This window comes from Streptococcus sp. AS14, from assembly GCF_000286495.1.
Lineage (GTDB): Bacteria > Bacillota > Bacilli > Lactobacillales > Streptococcaceae > Streptococcus > Streptococcus sanguinis_P.
The window spans coordinates 173,347-188,015 of record NZ_ALKI01000012.1; the positions used below are offsets into that span (position 1 = coordinate 173,347).

Genomic DNA, 14,669 nt, shown 5'->3' on the forward strand with positions numbered 1-14,669 from the left:
ATAAAAAAAGGCCATTAAGGCCTTTTTACTTGTCCTGTTTTCGTAAGTCAGCTAGTATTTCCTGAGCAGTAGCGAGGTTGAAAGTCTTCTTGACTGTTAAGCGACTGACTACAGCAGCAATTTCTTCGTCCTGGGCTCCAGCTTGCAATGCTAAAGATTTGGCTTGCAATTTCATATGACCGGCTTGAATGCCAGTGCTGACTAGAGCTTTGAGGGCAGCGAAGTTTTGTGCCAATCCGACTGATACGATGAGGGAAGCCAATTCCTTAGCCTGAGGCTGCCCCAGCAAGTCAAAGCTAGCTGCCACTGCGGGATTGAGACCAATGGATCCTCCCTTAGTTGCAATGGGGCAGGGCAGGGTCATCTGACCATGAAGCTGGCGTTTGTCTGGGTCTGCCGTCCAAGTAGAGAGGCCGCGGTAGCTTCCTTCTCGGCTGGCATAGGCATGAGCACCGGCTTCTATAGCTCGCCAGTCATTTCCAGTAGCCAGCACCAAAGCATCAATACCATTAAAGATACCTTTATTGTGGGTAGCTGCTCGGTAAGGATCGACCTGGGCTAATTTGCTAGCCAGCTGCATTTTATCCGCAAGAAGTTCCGCCTCAGCCTTATCCCGACTGAGAAAGCGATAGTCAATGACACAGCGGGCCGTTACCAGGCTATCTGTTGCATAGTTTGACAGGATAGCCATCAGACTCTTACCGCCAGTCAGCTCTTCCAGAGGAAGGGTGAGAGCTTCCAGCATGGTGTTGAGCATATTGGCTCCCATGGCTTCCTGCGTATCCACGGATAGATAGAAAATGAGGAAGTCATCCTTTTGCTCCAGCCAGAGATCTCTAGCACCGCCACCACGGGCAACAATTGATGGATAGGCTTGGTTGGCTTGTTCTAGCAACTCTTTCTTTTTCTTGAGAACATCTTTAATGGCTTGGCCGACCTTCTCAACCTGATAGAGGGCGATTTGCCCAATCATCTGGCGTTTGTGGACCTCTGTCTCAAATCCGCCTGAACGATTGATAATCTTAGCCGCAAAGCTGGCCGCTGCTACCACAGATGGCTCTTCTGTCACAAAAGGAACTTGATAGCTTTTGCCATCCACCAGAAAGTCGGGCACTAGAGAGTAGGGCAGGGCCAGAGTGGCCAGTACATTTTCGCTCATCTGGTTGGCCGTTTCCAAAGGCAAAGTCTGCTGATTGTCTAGCAGCTGCCAGTGTTCATCTTGTAAAAGTCCCTTTTCTCTCAGCATCTGCAGCCGTTCAGCAGGAGTTTTTTTGGAAAATCCAGTCCAGTTTATTTTCATGATGATTTCTCAACTTTGATATATTTACGCTGGTGCTCTGCAATTTCTGCCAGAGCAAAGCTTTGGTCTTCATAGCCAGAGAAGCTGGCATTGCCCTCCGCATCCAGCTTAGCTTCTTCAAAAAAGATGCGCTCGTAGTCTGCGATGGAAAGAGCCTGACGCTGGTCTAATTCCTCTAGGCGTGTTTGGGATAGATGCTTTTCATAGCCTTCTACCAAATTGGCACTGAAGATTTCAGAGACAGCTCCGCTACCATAACCAAAGAGAGCAATTCGATCGCCGGCCTTGAGGTTGTCAGAGTTTTCTAAAAGAGACAGAAGACCAAGGAAGAGGGAGCCTGTATAGATATTTCCAACTTTTTGACTGTAAAGAATGGAGGCTTCAAAGTTTTTCTTGAGTTGGTCTTGCTGCTCTTGGGGCAGGCTTTTATCCATGATTTTATTGAGACCTTTAAGGGCCAATTTTGGATAGGGCAAGTGGAAGCAGTAGGCCGCAAAATCTTTGAGAGCCAGCTTGTGGCGCTTCTGGTACTCCGTCCAAGTTGTTTTTAAGCTATCCAGATACTGCTGGGTTGAATAGAGCCCGTTGACATAAGGAGTTGTCGAGTAATTTGGACGCCAAAAATCCATGATATCGCGTGTCTGAGCTACATTATCATCATTGAAAGCGAGGATACGAGGATTGCTGCTAATTAGCATAGAAATAGCTCCCGCTCCCTGGGTTGGCTCGCCAGGTGTGTTAATGCCATACTTGGCAATGTCGCTAGCTAACACCAAAACTTTGCTGTCTGGATGTTTTTCGATATGGAGCTTGGCATAGTCCAGTGCAGCAGTAGCTCCATAGCAGGCTTCCTTGATTTCAAAGCTGCGGGCAAAGGGCTGGATGCCCAAAAGGCCGTGGACAAAAACGGCTGCCGCCTTGCTCTGGTCAATCCCTGACTCAGTGGCCACGATGACCATATCAATCTTTTCTTTGTCCTCTGTTGTCAGGATGGGTTCTGCTGCCGCCGCTCCCAAGGTAACAATATCCTCGGTCAGAGGAGCAATGCTTAGTTCCTTGAGCAAGAGCCCCTTGCTAAGCTTTTCTGGGTCAGTCCCACGGGCTGCTGCTAAATCATTTAATTTTAAAACATAATTACTGGTCGCAAAACCGATTTTGTCGATTCCGATTGTCATTATAAGACCTCTTTAAATCCTTTTATTCTAGTATATTCCGAAAACTATTTTACCATACTTAGGAATAAAACTCTTACAAAAAACATCTAATCTCAGCTAAATCAGGCTTAAGATGTATTTTCCAAAATAAAAACAGCAGATGACTCTACTGTTTATTTACTGTGAGTTTGGTTTGGCGCTTTTTCAAGTAGTGGTAGAGCTTGAGTACGACGGTGCCGCTGGCCATGCCAATTGAGATGACCAAGGCTAGAATGACTACCAGAGTGGCGTGAATCATAGCCTGGCTGTAGTCACCAGTGACAAAGAAGGCAGTCGTCCGATAGGAAATGTAGCCTGGGACCAAAGGCGCTAGAATGGCCAAAACAAAAACAACAGCGGGCGTTTTGTAGATGATGCTGAGAATTTGGCTGACGCAGGAACCAATGATAGCAGCCACAAAGGTTGCTATGATGACGTTGGTCGGTCCTTTGAGCAGGAGATAGAGTAGCCAAATAGCCATACCCAGTACTCCACCGGGAATCAGCATACTGCGCTGGACATTTAGAACGATTAAAAAAGTAATGATAGCCAGTAGGCTGGCAACTGCTTGCAGTAAGAATGTCAAGATTGTCATAGGCTTATTTCATAATAAGGAGGGCAACAGAAGTGCCTGCACCGAGAGCAAGAGTGATGAGGAGCGATTCAAAGAGCTTGCTCATCCCAGAGTTGATATGGTTGGTCATGATGTCACGCACAGAGTTGGTCAGAGCAATGCCGGGCACAAAAGGCATGACAGAACCCGCAATAATCAAATCATCTGTGGAGTTAAAACCAGAATAACGCGTCCAGATATGAGCCAACAGTCCGAAGACGAAGGCTCCAGCAAAAGCTGTCACAAAAGGAATGCGGATATATTTGTCCACATACAAAGAGAAAGCAAAGCCAAAGAAGGTAGCAATAGCCGCACCCAAAGCATCGTAGAAATTTCCGCCAAACATGATGGAGAAGAAGGGAGCACTGAGCGTTGCGGCAGCAATCAGTTGCTTGTTGTTATAGGGCAGCTCCTTGACTTTAAGGCGATTCAGCTCATCAAAAGCCTCCTGAAGGCTGATTTCTCCTGTTACCAACTGACGGGAGACTTGATTGACGTCGCAGACCTTTTCGATATTGTAGTTGGTCTTGAGATTGCGCTTCATCCGTGAGACATTTGTATTTTCAATCGAAAAGAAAATAGCCACTGGCATTGCTAAGGCATTGCAGTCGATGATCCCTTGCGAATGAGCGATACGAATCATGGTGTCTTCCACCCGATAAGTCTCGGAACCGCTCTGCAGCAGCAGTGTCCCAGCCAGCATGATGACATCTACCGCCAGATTGAAATCTTTGGCTTCTTCCCTGATACCTTTCTCTGTCATTTCCCCAGTCCTTTTCCTAGTATAGCAATAGAACCATTATATCATAAAGCCTCTGAAAAATATCATTAAGTTGGCAGTCATTTGGACTCATAGATGTAAAAAAGAAGATTGGGGATTTCCAATCTTCTTTCAAATGGTTTGTAAGTCCGTAGTCGTTTATTAGCTCAAAGCATCGTCCATAGAAAGCACTTCGTGGAAGACACGTTGAGTCAATTCAGTCTTTTGCTCTGGAGTCAAGTACTTAGTGTTTACACAGTAACCTGAGATACGAACGATAACATCTTCGCCAGACATAATCTTGTCGTAAACATCCTTCAAGTCCATAACGTTCAAGTTAACGTGCTGACCACCGTTTTCGAAGTAGCCATCCAGGATAGTAACCAAGTTGTCTACCTGTTCGTCGTGAGTCTTACCAAGCGCACGAGGCGATACTTGAGTTGTCAATGAGATACCGTCAGCTGCGTAACTGAAGTCCAAGCTAGCAAGTGAGTTCAAGTTTTGCAACCAGCCACCTTTTGCCTTGTTAGATGGGTTAGCACCTGGTGAGAAGAATTCCAATTTAGACAAGTTCACGCTACCATCTTCGTTGAGGTACACTCCTTTGTGGACTGGTGAGTTACCAGTTTGTTTAGAGTAAGCAACGTTAGATGTGATAGTCAAGAGTGATACTGTTGCTTCAGCGTTCTTGTAAAGTTTGTGGCTGCGCAGACGAGTTGTATAAGCTTCAACCAACCATTCAGCTAGTTCGTTAGAGCGAGGATCATCTTCACCCCAACGTGGGTATTCTCCGATTGTTTCATAGTCGTAGATATAACCATTTTCGTCGCGGATTGGCTTAACAGTTGCATACTTGATAGCAGACAAGGTATCAACAGTGTTGGCAAATCCACAGATACCGAATCCCATGTTAGCACGTTGGTAAGTTGGCAAGAAGGCCATTTGAACAGCTTCGTAGTTGTACTTGTCAGTCATGTAGTGGATGATGTTCAAGGCATCTACGTAAGTGTCAGTCAACCAGTCCAGAGATTTTTCAAAGTTTGCTTTAACTGATTCGAATTCAAGAACTTCGTCACGAATAGGCTCGATGTCAAATACCTTGTAGTCTTTATGAACATCGTCGTAACCACCGTTGAGACCTGTCAGAAGGGCTTTCAGTACGTTTACACGAGCACCAAAGTATTGGATGTTGTGGCGTTGTTCTTCATTTTCAGGATCAAGTGGAGACACACAGCAAGAGATACAGCTCATTTCACCGTAACCGTCTTTAGCCATAGTTGTTACACCTTCGTATTGGATAGAAGAGTGCTTGTGGCTCATGTGCATACAGTAGCGACGGAATGAGTATGGAAGTTTGTCAGTCCAGAGAACAGTCAAGTTTGGCTCTGGAGAGTTACCAATGTTGTCAAGTGTGTTAAGGAAACGGTAGTCCATCTTTGTAACACGGTGACGGCCGTCGTTACCCATACCTGCCATAGAAGTAGTGATGAAGGTTGGGTCACCAGAGTAAAGTTGGTCGTAAGCTTTCGTACGAGCAAACTTCACTGTACGAAGTTTCATAACGAAATCATCAACAAATTCTTGGATTTCTGATTCAGTGTAAGTACCGCGAGCCAAGTCACGTTCTGCGTAGATGTCAAGAACGATAGGCACACGTCCGAGAGAAGTAGCAGCACCGTTGATGACACGGCAGACAGCCATGAAGGCGATGTTAGTCCATTGGATAGCTTCTTTAACGTCAAAGGCAGGACGGCGAACATCTACTCCGTAAAGGTCACCAAGTTTTACAACTTCACCAAGTGCTTGGTATTGCAGGTTGATTTCTTCGCGCAGACGGATTGTTTCTTCGTCAATATCAGTCAAACCATTCCAGTCGCGAACTTTTTCAGCCATGAGGTAGTCAGCTCCATAAAGAGCAAGACGTGCGTAAACACCGATGATACGTCCGCGTGAGTAAGCATCTGGAAGACCAGTTACAGTGTGGGCGTGACGAGCACGGCGGATGTTAGAAGTGTAAGCACGGAAGATACCGTCATTTACTGTAGTAACATATTTAGTAAAGATTTCATGAACAGCAGGATCTGGTTCGTATCCATTTTCTTTCAAAGTAGTTTCAGCCATGCGGATACCGCCTTTTGGCATGAAGTTCAATTTGAAGAGTTCGTCGTTTTGGATACCGTAAATCAGTTCGTTGTCCTTGTCAATGTAACCAGCGTCAATATCAGCGATAGATGCTGGACGAGTGTCCATTGGGAAACGAGTTTCTTCGTAGTGAGCTTTTGTTTCTTCTACGATTTTCTTGATGTGGAGTGAGCGCTCAGTAGGACCTGCCAAGAAGCTTTCATCTCCATCATAAGGTGTGTAGTTAGCTTGAACGAAGCGAGAAACACTTGCTTTCTCTTTCCAGTCTTCACCTTTGAAGCCTTCCCAAGCTTTGTCAAAAATATCTTGAGCTTCAACAACTGTTTTTACAACCATTTGATTTTCCTCTTTATTCTAGCAACATAAACTGTTACATTTATAAGTAAAGTATATCATACGGTAATCGGTTTCACAAACCATTTTCGGCAGAAAGAAAGACTTTCTTTTATAATACAGAAAGCAAAAAGTCGCGGATGTGTACTATAGATTTGAAAAACATAACTCTTTTCAAATATTTTGGAAAAATGGGTAAAAAAGTTATAATAAAAGTAATTAAAATGTCATACAAAAATTACTGACGAAGAATCTTACGTTTAAAATACTTTTTACAAGAATGAAAAACTGTTTCAGATTTATTTGAGCAAAAAGGACTGACTTTGTGAAAGTCTGTAAGCTAAGATTGATGGCAGGAGAAAGGAGGAGGGCATGCTGATTTTTCCACTGATTAACGATACATCTCGGAAGATTATCCACATTGATATGGACGCTTTTTTCGCTTCGGTGGAAGAGAGGGATAATCCTAAGTTAAAGGGGCATCCGGTCATCATCGGCAGCGACCCACGCTTGACTGGCGGTCGTGGTGTCGTCTCCACCTGTAATTATGAGGCCAGAAAGTTCGGAGTTCATTCGGCTATGAGCTCCAAAGAAGCCTATGAGCGTTGCCCCCAGGGGATTTTTATCTCTGGGAATTACGAAAAATATCAGGCGGTCGGCTTGCAGATCCGAGAGATTTTCAAACGCTATACGGATTTGATTGAGCCAATGAGCATTGACGAGGCTTATCTGGATGTGACAGAAAACAAGTTAGGAATTAAATCCGCAGTCAAAATAGCCAAGCTGATTCAGCACGATATCTGGAATGAGCTGCAACTGACGGCTTCGGCAGGCGTTTCTTATAATAAGTTTCTGGCCAAGATTGCCAGTGACTATGAGAAGCCTCATGGTCTGACTGTTATTTTACCCGAAGAGGCTGAGGCCTTTCTGGCGCCTATGGATATTGCCAAGTTTCATGGAGTTGGTAAGAAAAGCGTTGAAAAACTGCATGAAATGGGAGTTTATACTGGTGGAGATCTGCTCAAGATACCAGAAATGACCCTGATTGATAAGTTTGGTCGCTTTGGTTTTGATCTCTATCGTAAAGCGCGTGGCATCAGCAATAGTCCAGTCAAATCCAATCGTATTCGTAAGTCGATCGGGAAGGAGCGGACCTATGCCAAACTACTCTATAGTGAGGAGGATATCAAGAAAGAGCTGACCCTGCTGGCACAGAAGGTAGAAAATAGCTTGACTAAGCATGACAAGAAAGGACGAACCATCGTTCTGAAAATCCGCTATGCAGATTTCTCCACCTTGACTAAAAGAAAAAGTTTGGCTCTAACCACTCAAGACAAGGAGCAAATCGAGCGAACTGCGCATGAGATATACGATAGCTTGGAAGAACAACCACGAGGTATCCGGCTGCTAGGACTGACAGTGACGGGGTTTGAATAAAGATAAAGGCTTGGTTCATTACCAGGCTTTTTTAGATATAGTTTTTAGAATGAGAGATTTGCTTGTGACGAGTTTCTAAGTTGGCTGATAATTTTCATTAACTAAAAATAATCTTTTTTGAAAAAATACTGGACAAAGTTTTCTGTGTCTGTTATACTGAGTTTATAAAATAAAAAACCGTCTGGTCGGTTTTTAAAAAGAAAGGAGCAGAAATGAAGAAATCTGTAGTAGAAAAAACAAGCGATCACATCCTCAAGTTTAATCAGGAGCTGGATCGGCAGCTGGAAAGTCAGAAAGAGTTTTTGCAGCAGCAGGCAGAAAAACGTAAGGTGTGGCTAGAAAAGATAACACAGGGTGAGAATCTCATACGCTATTCTAAGTGGGGAGTCAAAGCTGGATATGCTGTCCTTGCTGGTGGCTTGCTGACTTCTGTCTTTAGCCCATGGCGAGGACTGGGTATTATGGCAGTAGGGGGTCTGAGCATTGCCTCCAATCTCTGGCAAATTCGGCGATTGCAAAATAAAGAAAGGAGCAAGTAGCAGAGAAATGGCCTGTCTTAAGCATCAGAGTCAGGACAACTTAGAAACTAAAAGCAGCAGGCAGTAGCTAAACGGTGCTGACATAGCTTTTAGCATTATTTAGTCTATCTTTGCTTTTTATTTTAGGCAAAGACTAAAAGACTACGTTTTCTATTTGGCGCAGGTCTTTATTTTTTATAATAAAACAAACCGAATGGTCGGATTTTAAAAATCTGCGTTTCAAAACAGGTAATCATCTGAAAGACTGAGAGTAAAGGATGCCTTTGTCCAGTTTTCGGATGACTTTTCACTATTCTATATTTGATAAGGAGTTATCGTATGAACAAACAAACACATGTAGAGCCAGAGACAAGGCATATCCTGCCCTTTCTGGCCTGGACTTTTGGCATTACCTGGGGAGCCTGGCTGCTTCAGTATATTTTAACCGCCCTGAAGCTGACCAGCGGGGCTGAGCCTTTGGGCTTTGCTCTCAATTTCATCGGGGGCTTCGGACCGACCTTGGGAACTTTTATCAGCCTCAAAATTTCTCATCCTAAGAAGATGCTGGACTTTATCTTCTCCCATGCCAAAGGCTGGTGGATTTACATGCTGGTCTTCTGTCTGGTTCGGGTTTTGACCCTTTTTATCGCTAATCCAGCCTTGCCGCCCCTGAATGCGATTATAATGTTTCCCTTAGGCTGGCTCTTTATCACTTTTGCCGGCGGCGGGAACGAAGAGCTGGGCTGGCGGGGAGTGCTGCAGCCGGCTCTGGAGAAAAAATTCTCCTTCCCTCTGGCAACTGTCATCACGGCTCTGGTCTGGGTGGCCTGGCATCTGCCCCTCTTGCTGATTCCGGGAACGAGTCAAAGTCAGATTTCTTTGCCCTTCTATCTCTCCTTTGGTATCTTGCTCTGTTTCTGTCAGGCGGTTCTCTACAAGCAGACGGCCTCTGTCTTTGCCTGCATGGTCTTTCACGGCTGCATTAACTTTGCTCAGGCGACGATTATCGGCAGTGCTACAAATGGCGGAAGGTATCTCAGCTTCCAGGCTGCTAATCTGGTCATGACCGCCCTGCTGGTCGGCTGGTGGTATTGGAAGGGCAATCGGAAAGGGGCTGAGAAAGATGCAGGCTAAAAATCTTGGCAATCGCTCTTCTGCCAAAGAAAAAGGAGTAATCATATGAAAACACAAACACATGTTGGGCCAGAGACAAGGCATATCCTGCCCTTTCTGGCCTGGACTTTTGGCATCAGCTGGTCTGCCTGGCTGGCTTCGGCTTTCCTGAGGATTCCTATTATTTCCCAGGTCCTAACCATCGCTGGTGTTTTTGGCCCGGCCATTGGAGCCAAACTGGTCTTAGGAAAATCGTTCAAGGAGCTCTTGGCTTCTATCGGATCGGCCCGAAAAAGGACTTGGGTCCATCTCTTGATTTTGACAATTCTTTATACCCTTTCCATAGTCTTTTGGAGCCCGCTCCTGCCTGGTTTTAGCCTTCTCAGGATTGCCCTGATTTTTCTCATGACGACTCTTCTGACAGGCGGCAATGAAGAGATTGGCTGGCAAGGTTTTCTGCAGCCGACTCTGGAAAGACTTCTGCCCTTTCCGATAGCGACTGTAACAACTGGGTTAATCTGGGTTGTCTGGCATCTGCCCCTCTTCTTTACCCCCGGCAGCAGTCAGGCAGGGACTTCTTTTCTAGTCTTTACTGCCGCCTGCCTACTCGCCCGTTTCTGGCTGGCGGCTCTTTACAAGGTCAGTCAGTCCATCCTTTACTGTGTTCTTTTCCACGGGGCCATCAATACCATTGGTGAAGGCATTTTCCTGGGGAAGGGGACGGAAAATCCGCTCTTTTTCCTAGGCTATATCTTGATGGCGGCTTACAGTATCTATCTTTGGTATCAAAGGGATCAGCAAGACAAGGCTTAAAGATATTTTTATGATTTTGTATTTCCCCGGCTTTTTTGGTAGAATAAAGCTATATTAGAAACAAAGGGGAACAGAATGGCGCAGCGAAAAGACAAATCCCAGGCCATGAGAGAAAAAATTTTAAATACAGCAACCCAGCTCTTTATCCAAAAGGGGTCCGAAAAGACCAGTATGCAGGATATTGCTCAGACGGCGGGCATCTCCAAGGGGGCTATCTATCATCATTTCAAGTCAAAAGATGAGATTGTCCTGGCGGTGATGAGGAGCCGGCAGGAGCTGATGGAAGAAGAGATGAAGCAGTGGCTCAAGGCTACGGAAAATCTGACTGGCAGAGAGCAGCTGCAGACCATCCTCAAGTCTAATCTGGAAAGTCAGACAGCCCGAGCTACGGACGGCATTTTGGGTGAGTATGAGAAGGACGCGGGCTTTATTTTGACCATGATGCGGGACAATCTGTGGATAAGCGCCCCTCTGGTCAGTGACATTATCAAAAAAGGGATGGCAGATGGCTCCCTTCAGACCCAGTATCCGGACCAGGCTGCGGAAGTCTTTCTGCTGCTGGTGAATTTTTGGATGCATGGGACCGTTTTTGAAAGCGATCCTGAAAAACTGCCAGAACGCTTCCATTTTCTGCAGTTTATGATGACCTCGGTCGGTCTGGATATCTTTACTGACGAGCTCCTGCAGCTCTTTAGCCGGAAAAATAAGGCATAAAAAAAGGCGATAGGACAGAACTAAAAAATTTAATTCTGTTCCAGCCTTTTTATTTATGTGCTGAATATACTGTGGATATCTTCCTCGGTCAGGCCGATTAGGGGGTCGATTTTCAGAGAAAAGTTTTGAAAAGCAGGCTGAGCGTCTCCGCTTTATCCGCTTTATGCTGGAATCTATTGGCATTGATATTCTTAGTGACGATCTGATGGAACAGACTCTGACATACTTAAAACGAAGCTAAGCGATGATTGGTACACCGAATTTTCCAAATACAATTGTAGAAAGTTAATATAAAGAGGACAGAAAACTGTCCTCTTTATAATTCAATATTTGGAAATTTTTCATGGATTTGATTTTTTAAACGAGTTAAAGCAAGATCAGTTTTAGAAACGTTTTGATGTCTTAGAGGCAGTTTCTCTTCGTTGCCATCAGAAAGGACAACCCGAATCTCATTTTTTCTGATGATTGGAAAGATAGAAATCATGAATGAATTGCTATGATGATAAATTGTTAGCGCGTCATGTATGTCACATGTTTTAAAGCTAGATTTGTAACTGACCAGATGATTCTTGTAAAAGAAGACACGGATATCTGGGTCAACATAGCCACCATTGTTTTCAATCTGATCCAGCGTTTCATTCAACTCGGGATAGAGTTTGAAAAAATCATTCAATCTTTTATGGTTTAAGTAATAACGGATGAACCCGATCAAAATGCAGAATATAGCAATATAGGTGAAGAAAGTGAAGGAAGTTGTTCCACTTTTTTGGAATTCTTTGTCATCAGAGAGAGTGATGTAGTATTTCAGTTGTTGGTTATTTTCATCATTAAATAGATACGAGTTCATGATTTTAGCGTAATCGGGAATATCTGAAGCAGATTCTACTGAGGCAATCAACCATTTTGGCTCTCCTCCTAAATTATCCGCTTTTTCTAGTTCATCTACGAAGCGGCTAGTTGAAGAATCATTGCGCAGGCCAACATCGGCTTCCCTACCATTTTTATCTATATAAGTTACTCTGTAGAAATAGGTTGAGTCATGATCTTCTTTTAACTCAGCAACCGGTCCATCAATATGAGTAATTTGTATTGCTTGGCTGTAGGAGGTGTCAGAGATTTTTGCAGAAAGAATTTTTCCTTCTTTTCGCAAGGTTTCCACACTGATATCCTTAATTCTTGTTGATGAACGGGTACCAAATAAAATGAGACAGCATCCTACAAGCACCCATTTTATTAGAGAGGCATATTTATTGTATTTCATTAATATCTCCTTTGAAGAAAGTTAATTGTTGTTTTGTCTGGTCGTATAGCCACATTTTAGCATTATACACAGAGCAAAGAAGGGAGTCAAGGATTACTTAAAGATTCCCTTTATATCTTCTTCTCTTATCCCAATCATAGGGTCAATTTTCTGGAAGTTTTCCTCAGTTAGGACATAGTTTTCCACAGGTGTTTTCATTTTATCCACAGGATTGTGGATAAGTTCCTGTGGGGCTTCTAGGTCAGCAAAACGCTCGACCAGATAGGTTTTGCGGGCGGTGCCGGTGTTTTTGACGGCATAATTAAAGGCAGCTTTTTCCCCAAGCAGGATCAGCTTGCTCTTGGCGCGGGTGATAGCGGTGTAGATGAGGTTGCGCTGCAGCATCCGATGACTGCTCTTGGTGATGGGCAAGATAACCACCGGAAATTCACTTCCCTGAGACTTGTGGATGCTCATGGCATAGGCCAGACGAATCTTATACCACTCGCTACGCTGATAAACAAGTTCATTGCCGTCAAAGTTGATGGTCAGCTCATCCTGCTTGGAGTCGGTGTACTTAGCAGGCAGAAGGTCGCTGATATAGCCTAAGTCACCGTTGAAGACATTGCTTTCGGCATCATTGACCAAGTGGATAACCCTATCTCCTTGGCGATACTGACAGTCGGGAGCTTCAAAGGTCAATTCATCTTTCTTTACAGGATTGATGAGATTTTGCATAAGATTATTAATCTGGTCAATGCCGGCTGGCCCCCGATACATAGGTGCTAATACCTGAACATCTTGAGCTGGGATGCCGCTGCGAATGGCTGCGCTAGCGATTTTCTCAATCATAGGCGGGATATGCTCATTTCTAGCTTCAAAATAAGAGCGGTCCGCTTTTTTCTCTGTAAAGTCTGCTGGTAGAATGCCCTTCTGAATCTGGCTAGCCAGTGTGACGATTGTAGACTCTTCGCTCTGCCGATAGATGGTTTCCAGCTTGGTCTGTGGAATAGTCGGTATCTGCAGCAAATCTGCCAGAACCTGACCCGGACTGACAGAGGGCAGCTGGTCGGCATCTCCGACAATCAAGAGTTTGGTCTGAGAGGAGATATTGCTGAGGAGCTGATTAGCCAACCAAGTATCCACCATGGAAAATTCATCCACAATGATAAAATCAGCATCCAGATAATCATCCAAATGACTGGTGTCATCATCTCCAGTCATCCCCAAGTGGCGGTGGATAGTGGCGCTAGGAAGACCGGTCAATTCGTTCATGCGACGAGCAGCACGTCCAGTGGGAGCCGCTAGCAGAATAGGCAGATCATTGACCTTTCGCAGATCCAAACCACGAAGTTGGGCGTAGACTGCGATGATACAGTTGATAACGGTAGTTTTTCCAGTACCCGGTCCGCCGGTTAGAATAAAGACCTTCTGATTGATAGCCTGACGGATGGCTTCTTTTTGGATACTGTCATAGAAGATACCAGAGCTTTCTTCCACTTGCTGGATAGCCGCAGTAATGTTATCTGTGTCAAAGCAGTCTTGCTCTCCTTTTTCCAACAGACGGACCAGATTGCTCTTAATCCCTTCTTCAGCAAAAAATAGACTGTTTTCAAAGATTTTGGTCTCTACATTCTGGACCTTATCTTCCTCAATTAAATGAGCCAGCTCATCAGCGACTAGACTAGGGTCCAGCTCCACTTGGCGTGAGCTTTCTAAAAGCTCGATGGTATGTTCTAGTAAATCACGAGCTTCGACATAGGTATCTCCCCGCTCCATGGACTGGGTCAGCAAGGTGTGGACAAGGCCAGCCCGAAAACGCTCGGGGGCATCACTTTGGATACCCAGCTCTTCTGCCAGATGGTCAGCGATTTTAAAGCCGATCCCCTGAATATCCTCTACCAGCTGATAGGGATATTTTTCGACAATACCCAGCGTTTCTTCCTTGTAGGTATCCTGGATTTGAAAAGCCAGCTTATTGGGAATGCCGTAGGCTGCCAGCTTGGCTAGTACCATCTCAGTTCCGTAGTTGAGTCTGAGCTTAGCGACAAAGGCCTCGCGGTTCTTAGCTGCTAAGCCGTTTATCTGGGTTAGCTTTTCTGGCTCTGCTAAAATCTTGTCAATGGTGTCCTCGGTATCTTCTCCGTAGAGTTGGACAATTTTTTGAGCAGTCTTGGCCCCGATGCCCTTGAAATGGTCACTGGAGAAGTATTTTACTAGGCCTTTGCTGCTGGGTTTTGCTCGCTCATAGCGGGAAATTTTCAGCTGCTGGCCATATTTTGGGTGCTGGACAAGACTGCCCCAGAAGGTGTAGTCTTCGCCTTCCATGACATCTGCCATGGAGCCGGTGACAATGATTTCAAAATCTTCAAAATCTTCGGCATCTGTATCCTCAATATCTAAGAGCAGGATACGGAAAAAATTGCTGGGATTTTCAAAAATAATGCGTTCAATCGTTCCTGAAAAGTAAAATTCCATAGTTTATAGGTTCTT

Annotated in this window: 12 protein-coding genes; 5 read left to right on the forward strand and 7 right to left on the reverse strand. The window is 44.8% G+C overall.

Annotated elements, in window-relative coordinates; translation table 11 throughout:
* Positions 1-25: 25 nt before the first annotated feature.
* The 5 genes from HMPREF1150_RS06255 to pflB form a co-directional block, all read right to left on the reverse strand.
* On the reverse strand, positions 26-1,300 hold the full coding sequence (locus HMPREF1150_RS06255; protein WP_009659616.1) for a hydroxymethylglutaryl-CoA reductase, degradative: 1,275 nt from the start codon (positions 1,298-1,300) through the stop codon (positions 26-28).
* Positions 1,297-2,475: a hydroxymethylglutaryl-CoA synthase gene (locus HMPREF1150_RS06250; protein ID WP_009659823.1), complete on the reverse strand. Its 1,179-nt coding sequence runs from the start codon at positions 2,473-2,475 to the stop codon at positions 1,297-1,299. The genes HMPREF1150_RS06255 and HMPREF1150_RS06250 overlap by 4 nt, the downstream gene beginning before the upstream one ends.
* 145 nt (positions 2,476-2,620) lie before the next feature.
* On the reverse strand, positions 2,621-3,088 hold the full coding sequence (locus HMPREF1150_RS06245; RefSeq protein WP_002896604.1) for a threonine/serine exporter family protein: 468 nt from the start codon (positions 3,086-3,088) through the stop codon (positions 2,621-2,623).
* A gap of 4 nt (positions 3,089-3,092) precedes the next feature.
* Complete coding sequence (locus HMPREF1150_RS06240; protein WP_002901514.1) at positions 3,093-3,869, reverse strand: threonine/serine exporter family protein; 777 nt, start codon at positions 3,867-3,869, stop codon at positions 3,093-3,095.
* A gap of 159 nt (positions 3,870-4,028) precedes the next feature.
* Positions 4,029-6,344: a formate C-acetyltransferase gene (pflB, locus tag HMPREF1150_RS06235; protein WP_002896602.1), complete on the reverse strand. Its 2,316-nt coding sequence runs from the start codon at positions 6,342-6,344 to the stop codon at positions 4,029-4,031.
* Positions 6,345-6,713: 369 nt separating this feature from the next.
* Between pflB and dinB the strand changes: the two genes are divergently transcribed.
* The 5 genes from dinB (at position 6,714) to HMPREF1150_RS06210 (ending at position 10,936) form a co-directional block, all read left to right on the forward strand.
* Positions 6,714-7,778: a DNA polymerase IV gene (gene dinB / locus HMPREF1150_RS06230; RefSeq protein ID WP_009659717.1), complete on the forward strand. Its 1,065-nt coding sequence runs from the start codon at positions 6,714-6,716 to the stop codon at positions 7,776-7,778.
* A gap of 212 nt (positions 7,779-7,990) precedes the next feature.
* A complete protein-coding gene (locus HMPREF1150_RS06225) occupies positions 7,991-8,317 on the forward strand; it encodes a hypothetical protein (RefSeq protein ID WP_009659787.1) in 327 nt (108 codons plus the stop codon).
* Between the two features lie 318 nt (positions 8,318-8,635).
* Positions 8,636-9,430 carry a CPBP family intramembrane glutamic endopeptidase gene (locus HMPREF1150_RS06220; RefSeq protein WP_009659593.1) on the forward strand — a complete coding sequence of 265 codons (795 nt, stop codon included), beginning with the start codon at positions 8,636-8,638 and terminating at the stop codon, positions 9,428-9,430.
* Positions 9,431-9,475: 45 nt separating this feature from the next.
* Entirely contained in the window at positions 9,476-10,222 is a 747-nt protein-coding gene (locus HMPREF1150_RS06215; protein ID WP_009659604.1) for a CPBP family intramembrane glutamic endopeptidase, read from the forward strand.
* Between the two features lie 75 nt (positions 10,223-10,297).
* Positions 10,298-10,936 (forward strand): TetR/AcrR family transcriptional regulator, encoded by a 639-nt coding sequence (locus tag HMPREF1150_RS06210; RefSeq protein WP_009659749.1) that lies wholly within the window; start codon positions 10,298-10,300, stop codon positions 10,934-10,936.
* 316 nt (positions 10,937-11,252) lie between these two features.
* On the opposite strand, the gene HMPREF1150_RS06205 is transcribed toward HMPREF1150_RS06210, so the two are convergent.
* Together HMPREF1150_RS06205 and HMPREF1150_RS06200 are read right to left on the reverse strand one after the other, a co-directional pair.
* Positions 11,253-12,197, reverse strand: coding sequence for a hypothetical protein (locus HMPREF1150_RS06205; RefSeq protein WP_009659727.1), 945 nt, complete (start codon positions 12,195-12,197; stop codon positions 11,253-11,255).
* A 93-nt stretch (positions 12,198-12,290) separates the two neighbouring features.
* Positions 12,291-14,654 (reverse strand): ATP-dependent RecD-like DNA helicase, encoded by a 2,364-nt coding sequence (locus HMPREF1150_RS06200; RefSeq protein WP_009659613.1) that lies wholly within the window; start codon positions 14,652-14,654, stop codon positions 12,291-12,293.
* Positions 14,655-14,669: the final 15 nt, after the last annotated feature.

Bases quoted from the DNA above. Each gene is read 5' to 3' on its own strand.
- HMPREF1150_RS06255 (WP_009659616.1), bottom strand. From the start codon at position 1,300: ATGAAAATAAACTGGACTGGATTTTCCAAAAAAACTCCTGCTGAACGG.
- HMPREF1150_RS06250 (WP_009659823.1), bottom strand. From the start codon at position 2,475: ATGACAATCGGAATCGACAAAATCGGTTTTGCGACCAGTAATTATGTT.
- HMPREF1150_RS06245 (WP_002896604.1), bottom strand. From the start codon at position 3,088: ATGACAATCTTGACATTCTTACTGCAAGCAGTTGCCAGCCTACTGGCT.
- HMPREF1150_RS06240 (WP_002901514.1), bottom strand. From the start codon at position 3,869: ATGACAGAGAAAGGTATCAGGGAAGAAGCCAAAGATTTCAATCTGGCG.
- pflB (WP_002896602.1), bottom strand. From the start codon at position 6,344: ATGGTTGTAAAAACAGTTGTTGAAGCTCAAGATATTTTTGACAAAGCT.
- dinB (WP_009659717.1), top strand. From the start codon at position 6,714: ATGCTGATTTTTCCACTGATTAACGATACATCTCGGAAGATTATCCAC.
- HMPREF1150_RS06225 (WP_009659787.1), top strand. From the start codon at position 7,991: ATGAAGAAATCTGTAGTAGAAAAAACAAGCGATCACATCCTCAAGTTT.
- HMPREF1150_RS06220 (WP_009659593.1), top strand. From the start codon at position 8,636: ATGAACAAACAAACACATGTAGAGCCAGAGACAAGGCATATCCTGCCC.
- HMPREF1150_RS06215 (WP_009659604.1), top strand. From the start codon at position 9,476: ATGAAAACACAAACACATGTTGGGCCAGAGACAAGGCATATCCTGCCC.
- HMPREF1150_RS06210 (WP_009659749.1), top strand. From the start codon at position 10,298: ATGGCGCAGCGAAAAGACAAATCCCAGGCCATGAGAGAAAAAATTTTA.
- HMPREF1150_RS06205 (WP_009659727.1), bottom strand. From the start codon at position 12,197: ATGAAATACAATAAATATGCCTCTCTAATAAAATGGGTGCTTGTAGGA.
- HMPREF1150_RS06200 (WP_009659613.1), bottom strand. From the start codon at position 14,654: ATGGAATTTTACTTTTCAGGAACGATTGAACGCATTATTTTTGAAAAT.